Below are 21,951 nucleotides of genomic sequence, written 5' to 3'. Positions count from 1 at the left end.
ATGGCGGAGCGGGTACGCGTTCGCGAGATCGATGGCCGAGATCGATGGCGACGAGGGGCAGCGCCTGTTGCGGACCATCCGTAGGGGCACCGGTTCGGTGGTGACCTGGCGGCGGGACCAGATGGTGCTGCTGTCCGCGCAGGGCATGCCGGTGGTGAAGATCGCCGAGGTGACGTTCACCAGCGCGGACCGGGTCCGGGACGTGATCCACAACTTCAACGCCGACGGCTTCGAGCCGCTCCACCCGAAGTCCAAGGGCGGCCGGCCCAGGACGCTCACGCTGCCCGAGCGCCGGGAGATCAAGAAGACCGCGAAGTCCAGGCCGGCCGAGCACGGCCTGCCGTTTTCGACCTGGAGTCCGGCGAAACTGGCCGACTTCCTGGTCACCGAGAAACAGGGCGAAGGTTCTCTGATGCGGCACTAGCGCAATGGATTTGGGGACCACTTGGGGACCACTTGGGGGCCAGCGCACTTGGCCGGGGTGAAACGTCGCCTTGACGCAGGCATGGCTCCGCGAGCGGGTCGCGGCCGGCCGCGGACGGCGAGCGCCGCCGATGGTGGTGTCGTGTCACCTCGCTCCGCGGTCAGACTCGTCCCGCGCCTCCGAGCACGGCCGGCCCGCACTCCTCCGGGAGGTTGGCGACGACCAGCGCGAACGCCTCCTCCAGGGTCTCCGTCCTGCCGAGGATCCCCACGCCCTTGGGGCCGCGCACCCGGAAGCGTCCATCGCTACCCCGCGGTTGGACCTGCCCGCCGACGTGGGCGGCGGGCGTTCCGGTGCGGCCACTGAAGTACACGACCCCGTGACCGACCAGAGGGAAGAGCTGTCGCAACCGCGGCTGTGCGTAAGCCCCGCGGACGGTCTCCGTGTCGACCAAGTCGTGACCGCCGCCGAGGAGGAACCGCCATTCCTCGGCCACGATGTCCGCGGCACTTCGCGCGTCGGCGTCGCCCGTCATCTCCTCGCTCTCACCTCATGTGCTTCGGAAGCTTCGAAAGGTCGGGCTTGATTTCCGGGATGTCCGGCTTGGGGGCCTCGATCCTCTCATTGTTCGAGTACCAGTGGATCTCCTCCCAGGGGCGGCCGAGACGCTCCTCGTCCGGCTCTCCCCAGGCCGCGTCCCCGTCGTGCGGCCGCACGACCCTGGCGACCAGGCCCATCTCCCACGCGGTTCCGCCGACACCGGCCGGAGGCAGTTGTCCTCATGCCTCGTGTCGAACCGGCCGCCGAACACGGCCGCTGTGCGGAAGGCATCCACGATGGTCTGTGGATTGTTTCAATTGCCCACCTGTCCACTGCTGTTCGGTATTCCGTCTGCAGGAACCGACTGGTTCGAAACCAGGGGAGGGACCGGCTGTACGCCGGCCGGACCGTCAGCGGAGCGGGCGCCGGTGCGATGTCAGGGCGGCGGTCATCTCCTGGGCCGCGGACGGAGCAGGCGCGGGGCCGGTGGGTCTGGGCATGGGGTCCGGAGGCGTGGTGGTCGCCTGGCGGTCGCAGCCGTGACGACCGGCGGAACCGGCCGGCGGTGACGCGAGGGTGATGTGACGGGGGTCACGGGAACCCGGGGGCGGGCCGGTCCAGTGCAGATCATGAACGTCTACTCGAAGCACTCTTCCTCGCCCGTCCCGTCCGCCCCCGTCCGGGCGGCGACGCGCCGGTCCGTGCTGCGTGGGCTCGGCGTCGCGACGGCCGTGGGCACCGCGGCGGTCTGCCTTCCGGCCGCCGCGGCCCACGCCGTGCCCGCCGGGCGGCGGACGGGCGGGGCCTCCGGCACGTACGCGTTGACCCTTGTCCACCTGGGCCGCGACGGCGCGCCGACCACCGACTACCGCACCCTGCTGACCGCGCTGTCCGGGCCCGACGCGGGCAGCGGGCGGGAGCTGAAGGAATCACCCAGCACCGTCACCGTCCAGGTGGCCGCCGGGCGGTACCTGCTCGACTCCACCATCGCCACCAGGCCGGTGGGGGAGGGCAACTGGGGGAACGACTGGCTCGTGCAGCCCCGGCTGGACGTCGACCGTGACATGACCCTCGTGCTCGACGCCCGGGTCGCGCGCCCGGTGGACATCAGGCCGCCGGTCGCCGACGCCAGGTTCGAGCAGGCCGGGGTGTTCGCCGAGGTGACGTACGAGGGGGTCACCGGCCTCGCGCACCTGCTGACGATGTCGCTGGACCTGCGTGTCGCGCACCTGGGGCCGGCCGCCGAGCGCGGGGCCGTACGGACCTGGGTGGACTCGTACTGGAGCCGGCCGGGCGGCGTCTGCGCCCTCGGTTACGTCTTCCGGGGCGAGCGGGCGCTGACCGGTCTGGTCCGGCACCCGACGCCCGGCGACCTGGCCACGCTGGTGGTGCGCGCGGGGGTTCCCGCGTCCGGCGGGGGAACGGCCCTCGTCGACTTCTCACCGTCGGAGGGCCCCTCGCCGGCGCTGGCGCTGGCGGTGCCGTCGGGGGGCACCGGGACGTTCCTCCTCACGCCCGAGCGCGGCACCTGGGACCTCGTGTACGGCGCGCAGCCGGAGCGGGAGGGGCCGGCCAACAACCACTTCGTCCTCGGCCGCTCGTTCACGCCCGGCTCCACCACGGTGCACACCTTCGACACCCCGGTCTTCGGCCCGGCCATCGACTCCTCGCCCGGCGCCCGGCCCGTCGCGCAGCGCACCGGCGACACCCTGGACCTGACGGTGCCGCTGCTCGCCGACGGCGACGGCCACGTGCCGTCCTCGCCCCTGTTCACCGCGTCGACCGTCACGCTGCACCGCGACGGCAGGCTGGTCGCGACCCGCCGCGGCGAGAAGCCGGGGCACGCCTCGTTCACGGTGTCGGCGGGGAGGGCCGCCTACCGGCTGACGGCGAGCGCGACACGGCCGCGCGGGAGCGTCACGGCGACGTGGACGTTCACCTCCGCCGCGACGGCCACCGCCATCGACCTCCCGCTGAGCGCCGTACGCTTCGGCCCCGACCTCGCGCTCGACGGCACCGCCCCCGCGCACACCACGAGCCGGGTGGCGGTGACCGTGGAGGGCGCCGCCCGGCTTTCGGGGGTGCGGTCGCTGACCGTGTCCGTGTCCACGGACCGGGGCGCCACCTGGACGCGGGCGGCGCTGACCGGCGGACGGATCACGGTGACGACGCCGGAACCCGGCAAGGCGGTGTCGCTGCGCGCGGAGCTGACGGACGCCCACGGCAACACCCTCACCCAGACCCACATCGACGCGTACGTCACGCGTGCCGCCACAGGGGCGCGCTGACGTCCGTCCCTCGGCGGGTACCCGGGAAGGCCGGGCATCCCCGGGGTCCTTCGGCCGTGCCCGCCTCGGGCCGGGAGTGAGGGGCCGTTTCGGAGACATCCGAAACGGCCCCTGATTTCTTCAACGGGACGGACACACCGGGGCGGTCGACTGGTCCGCCAGGTAGGCCGTCCGTTCCTGTGGGGTCAGGTCCCGGCCGGCGTTGTGGCAGACGGTGGTGAGAGCGGCGTCGGGCTGGGGGAGGTCGATGTTCCAGAGCCGTACGGTGGAGTCGCCGCTGCCGGTGGCGAGGGTGCGGCCGTCGGGGCTGAAGGTCAGGTCGAACACGGCGCCCGAGTGCCCGAGCAGGGTGGTGAGGGTCCGGCCGGACGTGACGTTCCAGAGCCGTACGGAGGCATCGATGCCGCCGGTGGCGAGGGTGTGGCCGTCGGGGCTGAACGCCACCGCGTGCACCTGGTCCGTGTGTCCGATCAGTGTGGTCCGGGTGTTGCCTGACGCGACGTCCCACAACCGGGCGGTGCGGTCGTTGCCCGCCGACGCGAGGGTGGATCCGTCCGGGCTGAACGCCACCGCGTTCACCTGGTCCGTGTGTCCCTTCAAATACACGCGGTTCGCACCGGTGTCCGCGTCCCACAGGCCGACCGTCGTGTCGCCGGACGCGGTGGCGACCGTCTTGTCGTCGGGGCTGAACGCAACCCCGACGACCGTGCCGGTATGGCCCTCGAGGACCGCGCCGGGCGTGCGCGTGCGCATGTCCCACAGCCGGACGGTGTAGTCGGAACTGGCGCTCGCGAGGGTGCGGCCGTCAGAGCTGAACGTCAGCCCGTTCACTATGTCCTCGTGCTCGGTCCAGGACTTGATCAACTTGCCCGTTTCGGCGTCCCACAGTTCGACGGACCCGGCCCAGTCACCCGTCGCCACGATCTTGCCGTTCGGGCTGACGGCCAGGGCACTCACCGAGCTCTCGCCGCCGCCGTGCAAGGTGTCCCTGACCGCTCCGCTGCGAACATCCGACAGGTGGGCGGTCGTGTCCAGACTGCCGGTGGCGAGGGTGCGGCCGTCCGGAGTGAAGGCCACGGACATGACGGCGCCGGTGTGTCCGGCCCGGAGGGCCCGTACCGTACCGGCGGTCGTGTCCCACAGCCGCACCGTGCTGTCGAGACCGCCCGAAGCGAGCGTGTGTCCGTCGGGGTTGAACGCCAGCGCGTTGACGCTGTTCGAGTGACCGGCGAACCCCATGAGGGCCGCGCCTGTTGCCGGGTCCCAGAGCTGCACGGTGTTGTCGTCCCCGGTGGCCACGGTGCGGCCGTCGGGGCTGAACGCCAGCGCTTCCGGAGTGCCCTCGGCCTGGGAGTCGCGGCTTTCCCAGGTGGTCGGGTCCCACAGCCGCAGGACGCCGTCGGCGCTGACGCTGGCGAGGGTTCCGTCGCGGCTGAACGCCACGTCGTACACTTCGCCTTGCAGCGCGTCCAGCTTCCTGCCCTCCTTGCCGAGGCCGACGTCCCACAGCCGTACGGTCGTGTCCGCGCCGCCGCTGGCGAGGGTGCGGCCGTCGGGGCTGAACGCCACGGAGTAGACGACCTCTTCGTGTCCCTCGAGATTCGTGCGGAGTGCGCCCGTGGCCGTGTCCCACAGCTGCACCTTTCCGTCTCCGTTGGCGGTCGCGATGGTGTTTCCGTCGGGACTGAAGGCCAACGCGGCCACCGCGGAGGAGGGTTCGGCGAAGACGATATGGTCGCTGCCGTCCACTTTCCACAGTCGCACGGTCCTGTCTTCGCCGCCCGTGGCGATGATGTTTCCGTCCGGGCTGAACGCCAACGCGTACACCTCGCCTTCGTGCCCCTCCCGAGTGGCGCGGAGTGCGCCGTCGTCCGCGTTCCACAGCCGCAGGGTCTGGTCGTTCCCCACGGTGGCGAGTGTCTTGCCGTCGGGGCTGAACGCCACTTGGCGCACGGCTTCGGTGTGCCCGTCCAGCCGCTGGTGCTTCGGCAGCGCCGCCGCGTTCATCAGGGCTTCCCGGGACTCCACGTTGTGGTTGGTCCGGTACGCCCGTACGGCCAGCAGCGAGGCGAGTTCGGGATTGGTCCCGATGAGTTCGGCGGACTGCGCGGCGAGCTCGCGTGACTGAGCCGCCTCGCTGGCGGTGACCGCGGTCCGCCATTGCCACAGGGCGCCTCCGACGGCGACGAGGGCGAGGACCAGCAGCGTGGCGAGGACCGTGTTGAGGCGCCTGCTGCGCCGGATGACGGCGTGCTGACGGTCCTTGCTGGCGGAGAGGAAGGCCGTGATGTCGCCCGGCAGGCGGTGCTTGCGGGACCAGTCGAGGCCTTCCGCGAGTGCCGTGCCCGCCAGCAGGTCGCCCGGGTCCTTCTTCTCGGCCCAACGGGCCCGGCGCTCACGGGTGCGGTCGAGCCACTCGTGGAAGCGGCGGTCCTGGGCGAGCCAGTCGTGCAGGGTGCCCCAGTCGCGGATGAGCGCGTCGTGGATCAGCTCGGCCACGGGCCGGCGGGGAGGGCCGTCCGAATCCTCCGAGGTGGCGGGGGTCTGGGTGGTGATGATCCGGTGGCGGGCCAGGGCGGCGATCACGTCGTCGGCGTCCTGGTGGCCGTCGGGTGCCCCGTCCGGGTCGCCCGCCAGGTCGCGGAGTTCGTCGAGCGGGACCTGGGCGCGGACGGCGGGGGCCCGGCGCCGGGGGTCCTCGGGACGGACCAGGGACGTCAGGATGCGCCGGGCGACGGGGCGCTGTCCGTCGGACAACCGCTCGAGCGCGGTGTCGCACCACAAGGTCAGGCTGCCGCTGACCGCTCCGATGCGGTGGTAGGCGTCGTGGGTGAGGAATCCGTCCTCGCGTCGGTCCCACAGTTGTTCGAGGGTGAGCTCCAGCAGGGGGAGGACCGTGGCGGGCACCTGGCCCAGCGTGCGCCCGTCGGGGGTGGTGGCCAGCACGTCGGTGATGATCTGTTCGGGCAGTCCGGCCTGGAGGCGGGCTCCGACATCGGCCGCGGGCAGGGTGATGATGTCGTGCAGGTCCTTCTTGCTCAGGGTGTTGGGGACGTTGAGCAGCCCCGGCTTGGCCGCTTCCAGCAACAGGGGCGCCTGTGCGGCGAGTTGGGGGTAGAAGTCGTCGCGCATGACCAGGATCACGCTGAGCCGGGCGTTCTCGTCGACCGCCGTCGCGAGCTGTCGCGCGAGAGGGACGCGGTCCGGCGGCCGGCCGTCGTCCGGGGCGGGTGTGAACAGCTCCTCGAACTGGTCGACGACGATCACGACGCGGCCGCCGTCAGGCTCGGCCGCGAGCCGACGGGCGACCGCCGCGCCGAGCCCGTCCGCGGCGGCTCCGGGGAGCCCGGCGCGCTCGAGTTCGGCCGACAGGTCCTGCCGCGGGCGGGCGAGGACGGGGGACCAGCGGTCGCTGCCCGGCAGCTCGCCCACCGCGAGGGCGCGCAGCACGCCCGCCTGGACCAGGGAAGACTTGCCCGACCCCGACGGCCCGAGGAGGAGCGTCAGCCGCCGCTGCCGGGCCAGGCTCGCCATGACCTGCTGTACGGCGTCGTTCCGGCCTTGGAACCACCGGGCCTGTTCCAACGTGAACGATTCCAGGCCCCGGTACGGGCAGATGCTCCGGGCGGTCAGTTCCGGGAGGATCTCCCGCAGGGTCTCGGTGGGGGTGACGTAGGCGATGCCCTGGCCTCGCTCGAAGGCGTCGGGCGCGGTGATCTCGGTGAGCATGCCGACGACGAGGCCGGTCACCTCGTCGAGGACGGGCCCGCCGCTGAAGCCGGTGGTGAGGTCGTTGGCGACGGTCAGTTGCAGGTGGGGCCCCCTGCCGCCGGTGTCCGGCAGTACGTCGCCGGCCTCGCCGTAGCCGAAGTGCCCCTCCGGCGGAGCCTGTGCGGGGAACCCGAAGGAACGGACGCGGTGCCCCCGGCAGTCCGCCGCGGCCCCCAGCGGTAGCGGGTCGACCCCGGCCGGCGGGTGGTGCAGCCGGACGACCGCCACGTCCTCGAACTCGGGGCCGCGCCACGCGTCGTCGAGGACCCGGCCCTCGAACCGGCTCTCACGGGCACCCTCCGCGTGGGGGAAGGCGGCCGCGACCTCCATGCCGGGGCCGCTCCCCGCCGCCTCGACGACGTGCGCGCAGGTGACGAGGAGTCCCTCGGTCACGAGGAAGCCCGCGCCCGCCACCCTTCCGTCCGGTCCGAGGATCTGGGCCACGGAGCCGGGAAGCCCTTTCGTGCTGCCGGGCATCGTGCATCAGTCCTCGTCCGCGGGTGGAGGCGTGTAGATGGCCTCGCGCTCCCAGGAAACGGTCACCTTCAGATGGCCGTCGGCCCGGCTCTTCGTGATCACCGCCCCGGCCTCGACCGCCAGGTCCACTCCGAACTCGACCGTGATCGCGTCCGGCCTTGCCCTGCGCAGCTGTTGAAGCGTCGCGCGGGCGGCGTCGGCCACGGGTTCCAGGGAGGTCTGCAGCGTCGACGGCAGCTCGCGCATGGCGTCGCCGATGCGGCCGGCCTTCACCGGTCCGCCCGTCGCGGACGGGTCCTCGACCAGGAGGGAGCCCCCGCCTTCCAGGGGAATTCGGGTCAGGGATGTCACAGCGCCTCCTCCGTACGCTGGGCTGGCGCGTGCCGGCGCAGCCGCGTTCGACGGTGGTGGGCGGATCCGCCCAGGGCTCATAACCAGCGTCGTCGATTTCGGCGTCCGTCGCATCCCGGGCGCCCACGGTGACCGCCGCGGTCGGTCGGATGCGGGTGGTGCGAACTCTTGCCGGGGTGGGGTCACCTCTCTAATGTGAACCTTCAAATCCCAGGAGATCCTTGTTCCTGGCTTCGTTGGGGATGTGTTTTGAACGATCAAATTTGTCAGGGGCCGATGCCCGGCTACCTCGACCACGCGAGGGTCGGGCCGGTGACGGGGGAGGCGGCCCGGGCACTCGTCGGTGCGGTGGGGCTGGCCGCGCGGTGCGGGCCGGGGGAGTTGGGGAGGCTGTTCGAGCTCAGCGACGCGGCACGGGGGTCGGCGGCTCGGCTCCTCGGGGCGCGGTCCGACGAAGTCGCGCTCGCGCCCTCCACCAGCAACGGCCTGTTCAGCGTGGCCGCGGGCCTGCGGGGGCCGGGAGTCGTGCTGGTACCGAGGGACGAGTTCCCCGCCAACGTCTATCCGTGGCTCCGGTTCGCGGGCAGGGGAGGGCCGGAGGTGCGGCGCTTCGACCCGGACCGGGGGCGCCACGTCACTCCGGAACTGCTGCGCCGTCACCTGACGCCGGAGGTCAGGGCGCTTGCCGTCAGCGCCGTCGACTCGCTCTCCGGGCACGTGGCGCCCCTGGCGGCGCTCAAGGAGGTGCTGGGGCCGGACCGGCTGCTCATCGTCGACGCCATCCAGGGGCTCGGCGCCGTGCCGTTGGAGACCGATGCCGCGGACGTCCTGGTCAGCGGGGGACAGAAGTGGCTGCGAGCCGGTTGGGGAGCGGCGCTGCTGCTCGTCCGGGACCGGTGCGCGGAGCGGCTGGAGCCCGGGCTCGGAGGCTGGGCCGGCGTCACGGCGCCGTTCGCGGAGCGGCATCCGGCGCCGTCGTTGCCCGGGGCCGCCGCGCATCTCGCGACCAATCCGGACTTCCCGGCGGCCGCGGCCCTCGGCGCGGCCGTCGACGGACTGCTCGCGGGGGGCGGTCCCGCCGCGGTCGGCGCCCGAATCCGGGACGTGCTCGCCGAGTTGCTCGACCGGGCGCGGCGGGCGGGGGCCGAGGTCCTGCTCGACGGGCTCGGGCGGCGGGAGCGGGCCGGCATCGGGGCCTTCCGCCTGCCCGGCCACGACCCCGCAGCCGTGCACCGCGCGCTGGAGGCGGGCGGGGTGATCACCACGCACCGCGGCGAGTGGATCCGGCTCTCCCCCCACGCCTCCACCACGGGCGCGGCCGCGGACCTGTTCACCGGTGTGCTGGAGGCCCTCGCCCGGGGCGCGTCCCGCACCCGTACCCGTACGACCACCCGCACTCACACCCACACCCACACCCAGGAGTCGACATGTCCCACCACCTGAGCCGACGTCAGATCCTGCACCTCGCCTCCGCCTCCGCCGCCGGGTTCGGCCTCGCCGCTTGCGGCGGCGGCGGATCGGGCGCCGGGGCGTCGGGCGCCGACGGCGACAGCGGTCCGATCACCGTCTGGAGCTGGACCACCGCGGCCGAGGCGCTGCGCGGGGTCGTCCCGTCCTTCGAGCGGGACAACCCGGGGATCGAGGTCGACGTGCAGGACCTCGGCAACCCGGCGATCTGGGACAAGATCACCGTCGGGCTCGCCTCGGGCGGCAAGGGTCTCGCCGACGTCCTCCACATAGGCGTCGACTACCTCCCCGGCTACCTGGAGAAGTTCCCCGCGGGCCTCGCCGACCTGTCCAGACTCGGGGCCGACCGGTACGAGGACGCCTTCGTGCAAGGCCTGTGGCCGACCGTCACGGGCAAGGACGGCGCGGTCCACGCGATGCCGTGGGAGGTCAACCCCCTCGGCCTGTTCTACCGGCACGACTACTTCGAGAAGGCCGGTGTCGACCCCGCCTCCCTCGGCAGCTGGGACGACCTGATCGCCGCGGGGCCGAGGATCCGCGCCGCCACCGGCGCCCAGCTGCTCGGACTCGACAAGCCCGGCACCACCCAGGACATGGACTTCTTCCAGAACCTGATGCAGCTCCAGGGCGCCTTCTACTTCGACGGCGAGGGCAGGGTCACGCTCGGCTCGCCGCAGGCCGTCCAGGCCCTCACCGTCATCAAGCGGCTCGACGACGCCGGCCTCGTCGCCGACACCGCCGGCCAGGGCACCTGGAAGCGCCTGGTCGGCCAGGGGAAGCTGGCCACCGCGCCGTACCCCGCCTGGGCCGTCGAGTACCTGGCCACCAAGTTCCCCGCCCAGAGCGGAAAGTGGCGTGTGATGCAGCCGCCCGCCGCCGTGCCCGGCGGAGGGCGCAGCGCCATCGTCAACTCCACCTACCTGACCGTCTCCGCGACCAGCAAGCGCCGCAAGGCGGCCTGGCGCTTCGTCGAGTACGCGCTCACCAAGCCGGCCGAGATCAACCGGATGTTCGCCTCCGGCGGCGTCTTCCCCGCCCTCAAGGCGGCTTACACCGACCCGAAGTTCAGCGCGCCGCACCCCTTCTACGGCGGCCAGGCCGTGCTGCGCTCCTTCGTCGACACGCTCGGCTCCGGGGCGGACGCGACCAACTTCACCGGCGACTACAGCCGCGCCCTGAAGCTGGCGAGCGACGCACAGAGCCAGGTCCTGATCAAGGGCGCCGATCCGGCCGAAGTGCTGAAGGCCGCGGCCGAGCAGCTGGCCCGCCAGACCGGCCGGAAGCAGGCGGGCTGACCCATGTCCCTCGCCCCGCCCGAACGCGCGCCCGCCACCGGGGCCGCGACCGCACCCGCCGGTTCCGCCGGTCGCGGCGCCCGCCGCCCCGCCGGCCCCGACCGGCCGGGCCGGCGCCGGCTGCTGACCCGTACCTCCGTCCCGTACCTGCTGATCATGCCCGCCGTCCTGGGCTTCGCCGTCTTCAAGGCGTACCCCATCGCCGCCTCGTTCTGGATCAGCCTCAACACCGGCAACGGCGACGCCCAGCGGTTCGCCGGACTCGCCAACTACCGGCGCCTCCTGGCGGACCCGCTGTTCTGGACCGCGCTCAGGAACACGGGACTGATCCTGGTCGTCCAGGTGCCGCTGATGCTCGGCCTCGCCCTGCTCGTGGCACTCGGACTGAACTCCGCCAAGGTGTGGCTGCGCCCGCTCTGGCGACTCGGCGTCTTCGTCCCCTCGCTGACCGGCCTGGTCGCCGCCGGCGTGATGTTCTCGGTGATCCTCAACCGCGACGCGGGACTGCTGAACTGGGTCCTCTCCCTGGTCGGCATCGACCCGGTGAACTGGCTCGGCAGCCCCTTCTGGGCCCGCGTCGGCATCGTCCTCGTGATCACCTGGCACTACACCGGCTACAACGCGGTCATGTACCTCGCCGGTCTGCAGGGCATCCCGAAGGAGCTGTACGAGGCCGCGATGGTCGACGGCGCGGGGCCGGTCCGCCGCTTCTTCGCCATCACCCTGCCCCAGCTGCGGCCCATCCTCCTCCTCACGGTCGTGCTCTCCACCATCGGCACCCTCCAGCTCTTCGACGAGCCGTACGTCCTCACCGGCGGCGGCCCCGACAACGCCACCCTCACGGTCACCATGTACCTCTACGACAACGGCTTCACGTACTTCGACTTCGGCTACGCCTCGGCCCTCGCCTACGCCCTCGCGACGATCGTGTCCGTCCTCGGCATCCTCCAGGTCCGCCTGATGGGAGAGCGCCGATGAAGGCCCGCGGCCCCCTCCTCACCCTGCTGCTCGCGGGCGCCTTCGGGCTCTGCGTCGGCCCGTTCTACTGGCTCGCCATGGCCGCCACGCAGGACGACAAGGACGTGTTCTCCTGGCCGCCGAAACTGCTCCCCGGCGGCCACCTCATGGAGAACCTCCAAGGGCTCCAGGAGTCCATCGGACTCACCCGCGTCCTCCTCAACAGCGTCCTGGTGGCGGGCGTCCAGACCGTCGGCGCCGTCGTCGTCTCGGTCCTGGCGGGCTACGCCTTCGCGAAGTTCGACTTCCGCGGACGCAACCTGTTCTTCGTCCTGCTGCTCAGCACCCTGGTCATCCCCGACACGGTCATGCTGATCCCGATCTTCCAGATGATGACGGAACTGGGCCTCATCGACACCTACCAGTCCGTCATCCTGCCGGGCCTGGTCACCCCGTTCGGCATCTTCCTCATGCGGCAGGCGCTGCGGTCCATGCCGGACGAACTCCTGGACGCGGCCCGCGTCGACGGCGCCGGCGAACTGCGGGTGCTGTGGCGGATCGTCATCCCGGTCAACCGGCCGATCATCGCCGCGCTCGCGCTGTTCGTCTTCCTCGGCGGCTGGAACCAGTTCGTCTGGCCGCTGATCGCCCTGCGCAGCCCCGAGATGTACACCCTGCCCGTGGCCACCGCGACCCTGCAGGGCCTGTCGACCACGAACTACGCACAGGTACTGCTCGCCGGGGCGATCGCCGCCGTCCCGGTGATGGCCCTCTTCCTCGTCCTGCAACGCCAGTTCATCTCCGGCCTGTTGGCCGGGGCCACCAAGGAGTGACCCACGTGACCACCGCACCGGACACCGCCGCGGAGCAGCCCGTCCCCGCCTGGCGGCCGAACACGGCCGGGGACGCCCCCGGCAGCGTCGTCCACCGGCAGCTCCGCACCGAGCTGCACCACCCGACCGGAGCCCCGCTCGTCGTCCACCTCACCGGCCTCGGCAGCGCGCGGTGGGAGCCCACCGTCACCCGGATCGCCGACGGCGTGGCGCTCGTCGAGGTCACCGCGACGGACACCGTCACCGTCCGCGCCGAATGGCGCGTCCCCTGCGTCGGGGCCACCGCCTACTGGACCCCGAACACCGACGCCTCCCGCTGGCTGCCGCCCTCCTGGACCGCCCCCCGGACCGTCTCGCTCGCCCTGGGCGCCCCCGTCGCCAGCCTGGTCGGCTCCCGCGACCGCGCCGTGTGCACCGCCGCGGCCGGCGAGACGGCCGCACCCGTGCGCGTCGGCGCCGGAGTGGTCGAGGAGAGCGGCGAGTTCGCCTTCACCGTCGAGCAGGAACTCGCCCCGGACGGACCGCCGTTGCGGCTGCGGATCGACGTCAGCGGGCGCCACTTCGCCACCACCCTGCGGGACGTCACCGCCTGGTGGGCCGAGGGCACCGACCACCCCGGCGTCGCCCCCGCCGCGCGGATGCCCGCGTACTCCACCTGGTACAGCCTCCACCAGAACGTCGACGCCGCCGCCGTCGAACGCCAGGCCTCCCTGGCCGCGGCCCTCGGGTGCGAGAGCGTCATCGTCGACGACGGCTGGCAGACCGCCGACCGCACGCGGGGATACGGGCACTGCGGCGACTGGGAGCCCAACCCCGAGGCCTTCCCCGACCCCGCGGCCCACGTCGCCGAGGTCCACCGCCTCGGCCTCGCCCACCTCCTCTGGTACGCGCTGCCGTTCATCGGCCGGCGGAACGAGGCCTGGGACCGCTTCAAGGGCCTGACCCTGCGCGAGGAACCCCACCTTGACGCGGCCGTGCTCGACCCCCGCCACCCCGACGTGCGCGCCCACCTGATCGAACGGGTCTCCCGCGCCGTCGAGGAGTGGGGCATGGACGGCGTGAAGCTCGACTTCATCGACCGCTTCGCCGTCGCCGACCCGCCGCCCGCGCCGCCCGGCGCCGACCACGCCACGGTCCACGACGGCGTACGCCGACTCCTCGCCGACCTCGACGCCCGGCTGCGCCGCGCCCGGCCCGACGTGATCGTCGAGCACCGCCAGCCGTACGTCAGCCCCGGGCTCTGGCCGTACGCCACCATGGTCCGCGCCACCGACTGCCCGCTCAGCCCCGCCGAGAACCGCCAGCGCACCGTCGACTGCCGGCTCGTCGCGGGCCCGCTCGCCGTCCACGCCGACATGATCATGTGGAACGCGGCCGAGACCCCAGAGGCCGTCGCCGTCCACCTGGTCAACGCCCTGTTCTCGGTGCCGCAGATCTCCGTCGACCTCGGCGCCCAGACCCCCGACCAGCTCGCCGCCCTGGGCTTCTGGCTCGGCGTGTTCCGCCGCTACGCCGACGTCCTCCAGCTCGGCGCCCTGGAACCCGCGCGCCCGGACCTCGGCTACCCCCTGATCCGCGCCCGCGACCACCGCACCACGGTGGTCGCCCGCTACGCGCCGCTGCCCGTCGCCCTCACGGACGGCGATCCCCCGGGCCGGGACGAGTCGGACCGCGGGCACGGGGGCGGCCCACGGACCCTCCTCGTCGCCAACGCGGACGCCGACCCCGTGGTGCTGCTCGTCGCGGACCGGCCGGAACGGGCCCTCGCCCGCGTCCAGGACTGCCGTGGTGAGATCCTGTCCGAGACCGTGCTCGACCTCGTCGCCGGCGTGAACCCGGTGACCGTGCCGACCGGCGGCCTGCTCACCCTGACGCGCGAGCACTGAACGACGGGGGCCGTGGGCGGCCGTCCGCCGCCCACAGCCCGCCGACCACCGCCCAGAGGAACGATGACCGCTCGACAGGTGACCATCGAGGACGTCGCACGGACGGCGGGAGTCTCCCGCCAGACCGTCTCGAACGCCCTCAACGCCCCCCAACGGCTGCGCGCGACCACCCTCGCCCGGGTCACCGCCGCCATCGAGGAGCTCGGCTACCAGCCCGACCAGTCCGCCCGCAGTCTGCGCACCGGCACCCGCAGGGTCATCGGCTATCCCGCCCCGGCCGACAATCCCGCCGACCCCAACCCGCTGATGGGCGGTTTCCTCCAGGCGCTGGTCAGCGCCGCCGACGCCGTGGGCCACCGCGTGCTGCTGTTCCGCTGCGACCCGCAGCGGGGTGCCGGGGCGGTCGCCAAGTCCTTCAACGGACTGATCGCCGCCCGCCAGGTCGACGGGTTCGTCCTCTCCGACGTCGTGCACGACGACCCCCGGGTCGACGCCCTCACCGAGGCCGCCTTCCCGTTCGTCGCCTTCGGCCGCACGGCCCCCGGCCGCCCGCAGAACTGGGTGGACATCGACTCCGCAGCGGCCACCGCCGAGCTGGTCGGCCACCTGCTCGCACAGGGCCACCGCCGGATCTGCTACGTCAACTCCGCCGCGTCCCTGCCGTGGCTCGCCGACCGCAGGGCGGGCTTCCTCCAGGCCGGGGCCGCCGCACCCGACGGAGCCTTCGAGGTCGGCGTCCCCGGCGACGACCCCGCCGCGCTCTCCTACGCCGTCGAGCGCCTGCTCACGGGACCCGACCGTCCGACCGCCCTGGTCTGCGCGAGTGACTGGCTCGCCCTCTCCGCCTACCAGGCCGTCCGCGCGGCCGGGCTCACGGTCGGCACCGACGTCGCCGTCACCGGCTTCAACGACCTGCCGCTCTGTACGCTGCTCCAGCCGGCCCTCACCAGCGTGCGCCTGCCGCTGTCCGGCATCGCCCACGCGCTCGTCGACCGGCTGATCAGCGCGGTCGAGGGCACCGCCACCGCCCCGGCGGCGGGGCTCCTGCTCCCGGCCGAGCCGGTCGTACGGGCCAGCACGCCGGACCGGTAGGACACCTCCCGGCAAACGGAACGTGCCGGGAGGCGTCCTCGAACGCCTCCCGGCACATCGCCGTGTTCTCACACGGGTCGCGTCACTTGCCGAACCACGCGTTGTGGATCTTCAGGGTGGACGTGTTGCCCTGCTTGTCCGTGACCTCGGCGGACAGCGACACGGCGCTGTCCTTCGCCGGGTTCCGCACGGAGACGGCGCCGTTCGTCACCTGAACCGGCTGCCAGGTCTTCCCGTCGTCGTAACTCACGTACACCGTCAGCGACTTGAGGTTCCTGCCGGCCGCCGAGCCCTGCACGGTCACCGGGACGAGGACCGTCCGGCCCGCCGGGGCGCGCGTGGACAGGTCGACGGGGGCCGCGAAGCGGACGGTGGAGACCGGAAGCGACGTGGTGGCCGCGACCTGCCGCGAACGGAAGGTGAAGCCGGTCTCGATCCGGGTGGAGACCGCGCTCGCCTTCGCCGGGCGCTCCACGGACGCCGTCAGCCGGTACTCGGCGTCGGCGGCGTCGACCGCGAACGGCTCGGAGCCGCTCAGCGGGTCGGTGCTCTCGGCGACCTTCACCCCGTCGCGGTACAGCGTCGAGGTGGACGAGGTGTACGGGACGATCCCGGCGTGCCCCTTGCCGTCGGAGGCGAGCGGCACGGCGCCGGCGATCTGCTGCACGCCCGTCACCGGGTCGACCGTACGGAAGACGCCCATGCCCTCACCCAGGAGCGGGCCCATGACACCCGTGTCGAAGGTCTCGCGGTACGTCCGGCCGGCCTCGTAGCGCTTCGGCGCGACCATCTCCCAGGCGCCCTCGAACGCCGGGTAGCCCCACTCGTCCTTGTCGCCCAGCTGGTTGTACCGGGTGAGCCACCTGGCGCCGTCGCCGGTGGAGACGTAGAAGGTGCGCGTGCCCGGCGCCGGCTGCGGCGCGGAGAAGCCGTTGCCCTCCGGCGCGCCCGGCAGATGGGCGTACGGGGAGGCGAGCGCCGTCTTGCCGGGCGCGGAGGCGCCGAGACCGACCTTGAGGGTGGCCAGCTCGGTCGCCTTCACGTGCTTGGTGTAGCCGGTCGCGACCGTGCTCGTCTTTCCGCCGAAGGCCACCGAGTACTGGCTGGTGGCGTCCTTCACGAAGTGCGCGTCCCAGGTCTGCAGGAGGGAGCCGTCGGTGACGGCCGGCCCCATGTGGGCGGTGCGGAAGCCGGTGAAGCCCCGCAGGACCCAGCCGTTGCCGATGCGGCCGATGCCGGTCGCGACCTCGTAGTACGTGCCCGCGTAGTCGGCCTTGTCGATGCCGGGCACGGTCAGGTCCACCGGCTTGGTGGTGCGGGCGTCGGAGACGACCGTGGTGTCGCCGGTGATCTCCAGCTTCGGCTGGGAGATCCAGTCGGTGCCCGCCGTGTAGTCCGACGGGTCCTGGTAGACGGCCGTGTTCAGCGTGTACGACCCCTTGGGCACCCGGATCGTGTGGGCGCCCGGCTCGTTGTCGACACGGGCCTGGAAGTTCGCCGCGGGACCGCCGACACCGGTCAGCGTGGTGGCGAAGTTCCGGGCGTCGGAGCCGTCACGGCCGAGGGTCCGGACGGTGAGGTCGTACGACTCCGCCTCCCGTACCGCCACCGCGGCCGTACGGACGGACTGGCCCGCGCCGGTGGCGGTGACGTAGCCCGAGTAGGTGCCGTCGGCCTCGCCGACGCTGGTGTCGGCGACGAGGTCGACCTCGGCGGTGCCGCCGGCGGGCACGGTCACCTTCGAGGCGCCGAGCGAGAAGAACCCGGCCGGGGCGGGCTTGCCCGACGGGTCCAGGGCGGACACCGACAGGTCCAGGGTGACGTTCGTGTCCCCGAGGTTGCGGTACGCGACCTTCTTGGTCACGGGCTTGTCGTCGTTGTGCGGCCAGAGCGCCGTGCCGTAGTTCAGCGACACCGGCTCGGCGACGACGTTCACCTTCAGAGCCTGGTCGACCTGGACGCGGCCCGTGCCCTGCTGGAAGGCGGTGTAGGCGCCGCCCTTGGCGGAGCCGGTCAGCGCGCCCTTGAGCTCGGCGGACTTCCAGTCGGGGTGCCGCTGCTTCAGGATGGCGGCGGCGCCCGCGACGTGCGGGGTGGCCATGGAGGTGCCGTCGATCTGGAGGTAGCCCGGAGCGGGGTGCGGCGTGCCCGGGCGCGTGTCGATGGCGCTGCCGGGAGCGGCGGCCGCCGTGATGGCGACGCCGGGCGCGGTCACGTCCGGCTTGACGGCTCCGTCGCCGACGCGCGGGCCGGTGCTGGAGAAGGGCGCCAGCTTGTCGTCCTTGTCCACGGCGCCGACGGTCAGCGCCGAGTCCGCGCTGCCCGGGGAACCCACGGACGACGGGCCGGTCTCGCCCTCGTTGCCCGCCGCGATGGCGAACAGGATGCCCTTCTCGGCGGTCAGCCGGTCGACCGTCTCCTCCAGCGGGTCGACGCCGGGGCTGTCGGGGCCGCCGAGGCTGAGGTTGACGACGTCCGCGCCCTCGGCGGCGGCCCACTCCATGCCCGCGATGACGGCGGAGTCGTCCCCGAACCCCTCGTCGTCCAGGACCTTCCCGCTGATCACCTTGGCGCCGGGGGCGACGCCCTTGAACCGGCCGCCGGACTTGGCGCCGGTGCCGACGGCGATCGACGCGACGTGCGTGCCGTGCCCGACGCGGTCCACGGCGTCGGCGGCGGCGGAGAAGTTCCTCTCGCCGACGACCTGCGTCCGGAGGTCCTCGTGGGTCTTGTCGACGCCGGTGTCGAGGACGGCGATCTTCACGCCCGTGCCGTCGAAGCCGGACTCCCACGCCTTGTCGGCGCCGATCTGCCGGACGCTGCGGTCGAGGCGCGCGCCGCGCACCCCGTCCAGCCACACCGTGGCGATGCCGGTGGCGGCGACGCGCGCGCCGGTGTTCTGCCCGTTGGTCAGCGCCTCCCACACGCGGGCCACATCGTCCGGGGACGTACGGACGGCATCGGCGTTGAGCGTCGGGAAGGTGCGCCGCACCTGGGTGTCGCCGGCCGCCCGCACCTCGGCGCGTGCGGCGGCGGCACCCCCTTCGTACTGCACGATCAGTTTGAGCCCGGCGCGGTGGCTCTTGCGCAGGCGCGGGTCGGTGAGCACGTCGAGGTCGAAGAGCCGCTCGTCGAGGCGGCCGGTCGCGATCAGGTTCTGCGCGTCGGCGGGGACCACGAGGGTCCTGTTCCCGGTGCGCTGCACCTGTACGGGTATCCGCTCACGGCCCTTGGCGGGCTCGAAGCCCACCATCCGGCCCTCGGCGTCCACGGTCACGTGGTCGCCGGTGACGAGCGGGATCCGCCGGTCGCCGTCGAGGCGCATGGTGTCCGGTGTCGTCGCCGCGTTCGCGTGGATCGCCGTCGCGGGGCCGGTCATGCCTGCGACGAGGGCCACCGAGACGGCCGCTGTGACGGTGAAGGCGCGTGTTCGCTTCACATGTGCGCGCAAGTCTCCCCCAGGAGCTTGGGATGAGGTCGAGTGGTCGATTCCGGGGCGATGGCGCGGGGGCGCCCGCCGCCGGTCAGCGCAGTATGTGAGGCGGGAAGGGGGTGATCAACGCAGGTCCGGACCTGAGGCGCCGACTCACCTGGTTTCCGGCCAACTTGGCGGCCCGGAGTGTGATGGGACGACGACGGCGGTGTGACGGCACCGCGATGCCGGGGCGATCCTTCCGCGACAGCGCCGCACGCGGGGCGGGCCGGACGGCGCTTCCGGGCCGCCCCCGCCCGGATTCCGGGGGTCGGCGGCCCCGCGGGCGGAGCGGCCCCCTCCTGTTGGCCGTATTCCGACCCGAGGGGAACGGCTCCGCGTCCGGGTGCGGTCACCGGGCCGTCCGGGAGGGCCGCATAGACTCCGCACCCGGACCGCCCTCCCCAGTTCAGGAGCCCGCGCATGCACCCCTTCGACGTCGAGACCCTGACGGCCGGCCGCTGGCGCAACGGCGGGGGCGCCACCCGGGAGATCGTGTCGTGGCCGGTGGGCGCCGAGGGGTTCGCGTGGCGTGCGAGCGTCGCCGACATCGACCGGGACGGGCCGTTCTCGGCGTTCCCCGGCGTCGACCGGACGCTCACCCTCCTGGCCGGCGACGGCGTCCGGCTGACCTCGCCCGGCGCGTTCGACCGGCTCCTGGACCAGGTCGGCGAGCCCTTCGGGTTCTCCGGCGACCTGGCGCTGAGCGCCGAACTGCCGGGCGGCGCCTGCCGGGTGCTCAACCTGATGGTCCGACGCGGTAGCCGTACGGCCCGGGTGAAGCGGGTCACCGGCACCGTCACGCCGGCCGCCGGCCACGCCGGAGTGCTCTACGTGCTGCGCGGCCGGTGGCGGGCGGGCGCCGACGGGCGCCTCATGACCGGCGGGCAGGGCGTGTGGTGGGACGCGGACGACGAAGCGCCGGGCCGAGCGGTCGCACCGCTCTCGCCCGACGCCGCCGCCCTGTGGGCGGACGTCGCACCCGTGAGGTGAGTGCGCGTCAGTCCACGGGCGCCTTGGACAGCGTGCAGACGCCGTCCACGCACTGGCGCTCCAGCCGGCCGCGCGAGACGGTCTGCGCCAGGCCGACCATCCAGCAGGTGGGGCAGCCGCGGAAGGCGATCAGGGCCAGCGGGGCCGCGAGCAGGGTGACCGGGCCGGCGACGGGCACCAGGGCGATCGATCCGATGATCAGCCCGAAGCCGACGGCGCCGCGCGCCAGGTGACGGGGGACGGACTTGCTGGCGAAGTCCGGGCCGGGCGTCGGGGGCGCGACGGCGCGGACCTTCGCGCCCCGCGCGGGTGTCACGGGTTCCATGGTGTTCAGGGTGTCCATGAGGACGGGTCTCCTTCGACGGTCCGGTCGGTGGTTCGGACGGGTGCGGGCTCGGCCGTCGCCAGGGAGCGGCGCAGCGTGCCGCGCGCCCTGTGCAGCCGCGACTTCATCGCCGCGTTGCTCAGACCGAGCGCGTGGGCGACGGTCCTGCCGGGCAGCCCCTGTACGTCCCGCATGATCAGGACCTGCCGCTGCTCGCGCGGGAGGGCACCGACCGCGGCCGCGATCCGTTCCGCCTCCAGCCTGCGCAGTACGGCCTCCTCCGCGGACGGTTCCGCGGACGCCTCCGGCTCGTCGGGCGTCCCGCCGTCCCGTGACACGAGCAGCCGTACCTGCCGGAGGCATTCGTTGCGCACGATCCGGAACATCCACGAGGCGAGCGCGCCGGATGCCCGAAGGGTGCCGATCTTCCGGTAGAGGATGATCAGCGCTTCCTGCGCCGCGTCCTCCGCGTCCTGCGGAGAGGCGCACAACGACAGCGCGAACTTGCGCACATGGGGCTGCGACTCCATGACGACGGTGGTCAGCGAGGTGACGTCGCCGTCCTGGGCGGCCTTGATCAGCCGCTCGTCCGGCCAGCGAAAGCGTGGGTTCATGTGTTCCTCGTATCCGGAAGGCTCCGCGCGCGGGTACTCGTCAGCTTCGGCTCCTGTAGCGGCGCGTCAGGTGCCAGCTGCACGCGCCCACGAGCAGGGCTCCGATCACTACGATGCCGGTGATCATCATGGGTGGGTCCTCCCGGTTCCGTCGGCCCTTTCGGCCGGTACGCGGATAAGAGGCGCCGGGGCCCGCAGAGGATTCGCCTCCGGCCGGAGTTCTTTTCGACGGAGCACCGACGGTCCGTGGACGACCGCCCCGCGTGTCACTCCGGATCGTTCCGGATGCCTCGGCCGGCGGGCCCGCCCCTACCGTGTCGACGGCGTCCGCCGCACCGACCACCCGGGTTCCTCCGCATTCGCGACAGAAAGGCTCGCCATGGCAAGAGATGTCCTGCGCCGCGCGCTCACCAGGCTGGCCGTCGTGGCCGGTGTGTGGGCGGTGGTCGTCGGCATGACCGCCCCGGCCGCCCTGGCCCAGCGCACGCCGGTACCGGGGCCGGGCAAGGACCGGTCGGGCGTCTCCCGGTACTTCGGCGGCCCGGAGGGGTTCGCCATTCCGACCGTTCCCTGTGATCCGGCCGGGCCGTCGGCGACCGACGGCGTCATGGCCGACCAGCTCAACCCGCAGCTGCACGCGAAGATGGCCGGCTATCTCGACGCGTACAAGATGTCGTGCGCGCGGATGGTCACGCAGGCGGTCAGGGACCGGGGGCTCAACCCGAGGGCCGCCGCCATCGCCATCGCCACGATCATCGTGGAGAGCAGCATGAACAACTACTCCCAGGCCGTCGACTACACCAGCCTCGGACTGTTCCAGCAGCAGGACTGGTGGGGTTCGCGCGAGGAGCGCCTGGACCCGGTCCACGCCACCAACGCCTTCTTCGACGAGGTGGAACGGCAGTACCCGGGCGGCTCGTGGAACGACGAGGCGATCGGCGACGTGTGCTGGAACGTGCAGCGGCCGCGGGAGGACCTGCGCCACCTGTACGGCGTCGAGGCGGCGGACGCGACCGTCATCGCCGACGCGCTGTGGGCGGGCGCTGCCAAGGGCCCGAAGCACCCGTACGCCTCCGGCCGGGTGGTCTCCGCACGGTCGTCGGACGGCCGTCTCGAGGCCTTCGCGGCCGGCGCCGACGGCGTGTACCACGCCTGGCAGACCGAGG

15 protein-coding genes and 2 pseudogenes are annotated in these 21,951 nt (G+C 72.9%); 10 read left to right on the top strand and 7 right to left on the bottom strand.

Annotated elements, in window-relative coordinates; genetic code table 11:
* Nucleotides 1-391 (top strand): annotated as a pseudogene (locus OO54_RS48800) (helix-turn-helix domain-containing protein); the annotation flags it as partial.
* 193 nt (nt 392-584) lie between these two features.
* Here the strand turns inward: OO54_RS48800 and OO54_RS20670 are convergent.
* Together OO54_RS20670 and OO54_RS20665 are read right to left on the bottom strand one after the other, a co-directional pair.
* Nucleotides 585-959 (bottom strand): DUF6193 family natural product biosynthesis protein, encoded by a 375-nt coding sequence (locus tag OO54_RS20670; RefSeq protein WP_051787050.1) that lies wholly within the window; start codon nt 957-959, stop codon nt 585-587.
* 10 nt (nt 960-969) lie between these two features.
* Nucleotides 970-1,161, bottom strand: a complete 192-nt coding sequence (locus tag OO54_RS20665; RefSeq protein WP_033205070.1) for a hypothetical protein — start codon at nt 1,159-1,161, stop codon at nt 970-972.
* 432 nt (nt 1,162-1,593) lie between these two features.
* On the opposite strand from OO54_RS20665, the gene OO54_RS20660 reads away from it, so the two are divergent.
* Entirely contained in the window at nt 1,594-3,252 is a 1,659-nt protein-coding gene (locus OO54_RS20660; RefSeq protein ID WP_157856494.1) for a serine protease, read from the top strand.
* 120 nt (nt 3,253-3,372) lie between these two features.
* On the opposite strand, the gene OO54_RS20655 is transcribed toward OO54_RS20660, so the two are convergent.
* Nucleotides 3,373-7,500 carry an nSTAND1 domain-containing NTPase gene (locus OO54_RS20655; protein ID WP_033205069.1) on the bottom strand — a complete coding sequence of 1,376 codons (4,128 nt, stop codon included), beginning with the start codon at nt 7,498-7,500 and terminating at the stop codon, nt 3,373-3,375.
* 6 nt (nt 7,501-7,506) lie between these two features.
* Nucleotides 7,507-7,851 (bottom strand): CU044_2847 family protein, encoded by a 345-nt coding sequence (locus tag OO54_RS20650; protein ID WP_033205067.1) that lies wholly within the window; start codon nt 7,849-7,851, stop codon nt 7,507-7,509.
* 249 nt (nt 7,852-8,100) lie between these two features.
* Between OO54_RS20650 and OO54_RS20645 the strand changes: the two genes are divergently transcribed.
* The 6 genes from OO54_RS20645 (at nt 8,101) to OO54_RS20620 (ending at nt 15,381) form a co-directional block, all read left to right on the top strand.
* Nucleotides 8,101-9,294: an aminotransferase class V-fold PLP-dependent enzyme gene (locus OO54_RS20645; protein WP_234439345.1), complete on the top strand. Its 1,194-nt coding sequence runs from the start codon at nt 8,101-8,103 to the stop codon at nt 9,292-9,294.
* Nucleotides 9,279-10,613 carry an extracellular solute-binding protein gene (locus OO54_RS20640; RefSeq protein WP_033205062.1) on the top strand — a complete coding sequence of 445 codons (1,335 nt, stop codon included), beginning with the start codon at nt 9,279-9,281 and terminating at the stop codon, nt 10,611-10,613. The genes OO54_RS20645 and OO54_RS20640 overlap by 16 nt, the downstream gene beginning before the upstream one ends.
* A 3-nt stretch (nt 10,614-10,616) precedes the next feature.
* Nucleotides 10,617-11,591: a carbohydrate ABC transporter permease gene (locus OO54_RS20635; RefSeq protein WP_033205061.1), complete on the top strand. Its 975-nt coding sequence runs from the start codon at nt 10,617-10,619 to the stop codon at nt 11,589-11,591.
* Nucleotides 11,588-12,403 (top strand): carbohydrate ABC transporter permease, encoded by an 816-nt coding sequence (locus OO54_RS20630; protein WP_017236622.1) that lies wholly within the window; start codon nt 11,588-11,590, stop codon nt 12,401-12,403. The genes OO54_RS20635 and OO54_RS20630 overlap by 4 nt, the downstream gene beginning before the upstream one ends.
* 5 nt (nt 12,404-12,408) lie before the next feature.
* A complete protein-coding gene (locus OO54_RS20625) occupies nt 12,409-14,289 on the top strand; it encodes a glycoside hydrolase family 36 protein (RefSeq protein WP_033205058.1) in 1,881 nt (626 codons plus the stop codon).
* Nucleotides 14,290-14,352: 63 nt separating this feature from the next.
* Nucleotides 14,353-15,381 carry a LacI family DNA-binding transcriptional regulator gene (locus OO54_RS20620; RefSeq protein WP_033205056.1) on the top strand — a complete coding sequence of 343 codons (1,029 nt, stop codon included), beginning with the start codon at nt 14,353-14,355 and terminating at the stop codon, nt 15,379-15,381.
* Nucleotides 15,382-15,463: 82 nt separating this feature from the next.
* On the opposite strand, the gene OO54_RS20615 is transcribed toward OO54_RS20620, so the two are convergent.
* On the bottom strand, nt 15,464-18,820 hold the full coding sequence (locus tag OO54_RS20615) for a S8 family peptidase (protein ID WP_033205055.1): 3,357 nt from the start codon (nt 18,818-18,820) through the stop codon (nt 15,464-15,466).
* 456 nt (nt 18,821-19,276) lie between these two features.
* On the opposite strand from OO54_RS20615, the gene OO54_RS20610 reads away from it, so the two are divergent.
* Complete coding sequence (locus OO54_RS20610) at nt 19,277-19,846, top strand: HutD/Ves family protein (RefSeq protein ID WP_033205053.1); 570 nt, start codon at nt 19,277-19,279, stop codon at nt 19,844-19,846.
* A 7-nt stretch (nt 19,847-19,853) separates the two neighbouring features.
* Here the strand turns inward: OO54_RS20610 and OO54_RS20605 are convergent, their stop codons facing one another.
* Both OO54_RS20605 and OO54_RS20600 read right to left on the bottom strand, forming a co-directional pair.
* The gene (locus OO54_RS20605) at nt 19,854-20,189 is read right to left on the bottom strand and encodes a hypothetical protein (RefSeq protein ID WP_033205052.1); all 336 of its coding nucleotides are present in this window, start codon (nt 20,187-20,189) and stop codon (nt 19,854-19,856) included.
* Nucleotides 20,177-20,785 carry an RNA polymerase sigma factor gene (locus OO54_RS20600; RefSeq protein ID WP_200146638.1) on the bottom strand — a complete coding sequence of 203 codons (609 nt, stop codon included), beginning with the start codon at nt 20,783-20,785 and terminating at the stop codon, nt 20,177-20,179. Before OO54_RS20600 ends, OO54_RS20605 begins: the two co-directional genes overlap by 13 nt.
* A gap of 379 nt (nt 20,786-21,164) precedes the next feature.
* Between OO54_RS20600 and OO54_RS20595 the strand changes: the two are divergent.
* Nucleotides 21,165-21,951: pseudogene (locus OO54_RS20595) on the top strand (peptidase M23); the annotation flags it as partial.

Origin of the sequence: Streptomyces wedmorensis (assembly GCF_000716445.1) — a bacterium.
Taxonomy (GTDB): Bacteria; Actinomycetota; Actinomycetes; order Streptomycetales; family Streptomycetaceae; genus Streptomyces; species Streptomyces wedmorensis.
The sequence above is the reverse complement of the archived record's forward strand: the minus strand, read 5'-3'. Positions and strand labels throughout refer to the sequence as shown.

Coding starts and splice junctions, on each gene's coding strand:
- OO54_RS20635 (WP_033205061.1), top strand. CDS start 10,617: ATGTCCCTCGCCCCGCCCGAACGCGCGCCCGCCACCGGGGCCGCGACC.
- OO54_RS20605 (WP_033205052.1), bottom strand. CDS start 20,189: ATGGACACCCTGAACACCATGGAACCCGTGACACCCGCGCGGGGCGCG.
- OO54_RS20640 (WP_033205062.1), top strand. CDS start 9,279: ATGTCCCACCACCTGAGCCGACGTCAGATCCTGCACCTCGCCTCCGCC.
- OO54_RS20670 (WP_051787050.1), bottom strand. CDS start 959: ATGACGGGCGACGCCGACGCGCGAAGTGCCGCGGACATCGTGGCCGAG.
- OO54_RS20660 (WP_157856494.1), top strand. CDS start 1,594: ATGAACGTCTACTCGAAGCACTCTTCCTCGCCCGTCCCGTCCGCCCCC.
- OO54_RS20620 (WP_033205056.1), top strand. CDS start 14,353: ATGACCGCTCGACAGGTGACCATCGAGGACGTCGCACGGACGGCGGGA.
- OO54_RS20610 (WP_033205053.1), top strand. CDS start 19,277: ATGCACCCCTTCGACGTCGAGACCCTGACGGCCGGCCGCTGGCGCAAC.
- OO54_RS20600 (WP_200146638.1), bottom strand. CDS start 20,785: ATGAACCCACGCTTTCGCTGGCCGGACGAGCGGCTGATCAAGGCCGCC.
- OO54_RS20655 (WP_033205069.1), bottom strand. CDS start 7,500: ATGCCCGGCAGCACGAAAGGGCTTCCCGGCTCCGTGGCCCAGATCCTC.
- OO54_RS20665 (WP_033205070.1), bottom strand. CDS start 1,161: ATGGGCCTGGTCGCCAGGGTCGTGCGGCCGCACGACGGGGACGCGGCC.
- OO54_RS20630 (WP_017236622.1), top strand. CDS start 11,588: ATGAAGGCCCGCGGCCCCCTCCTCACCCTGCTGCTCGCGGGCGCCTTC.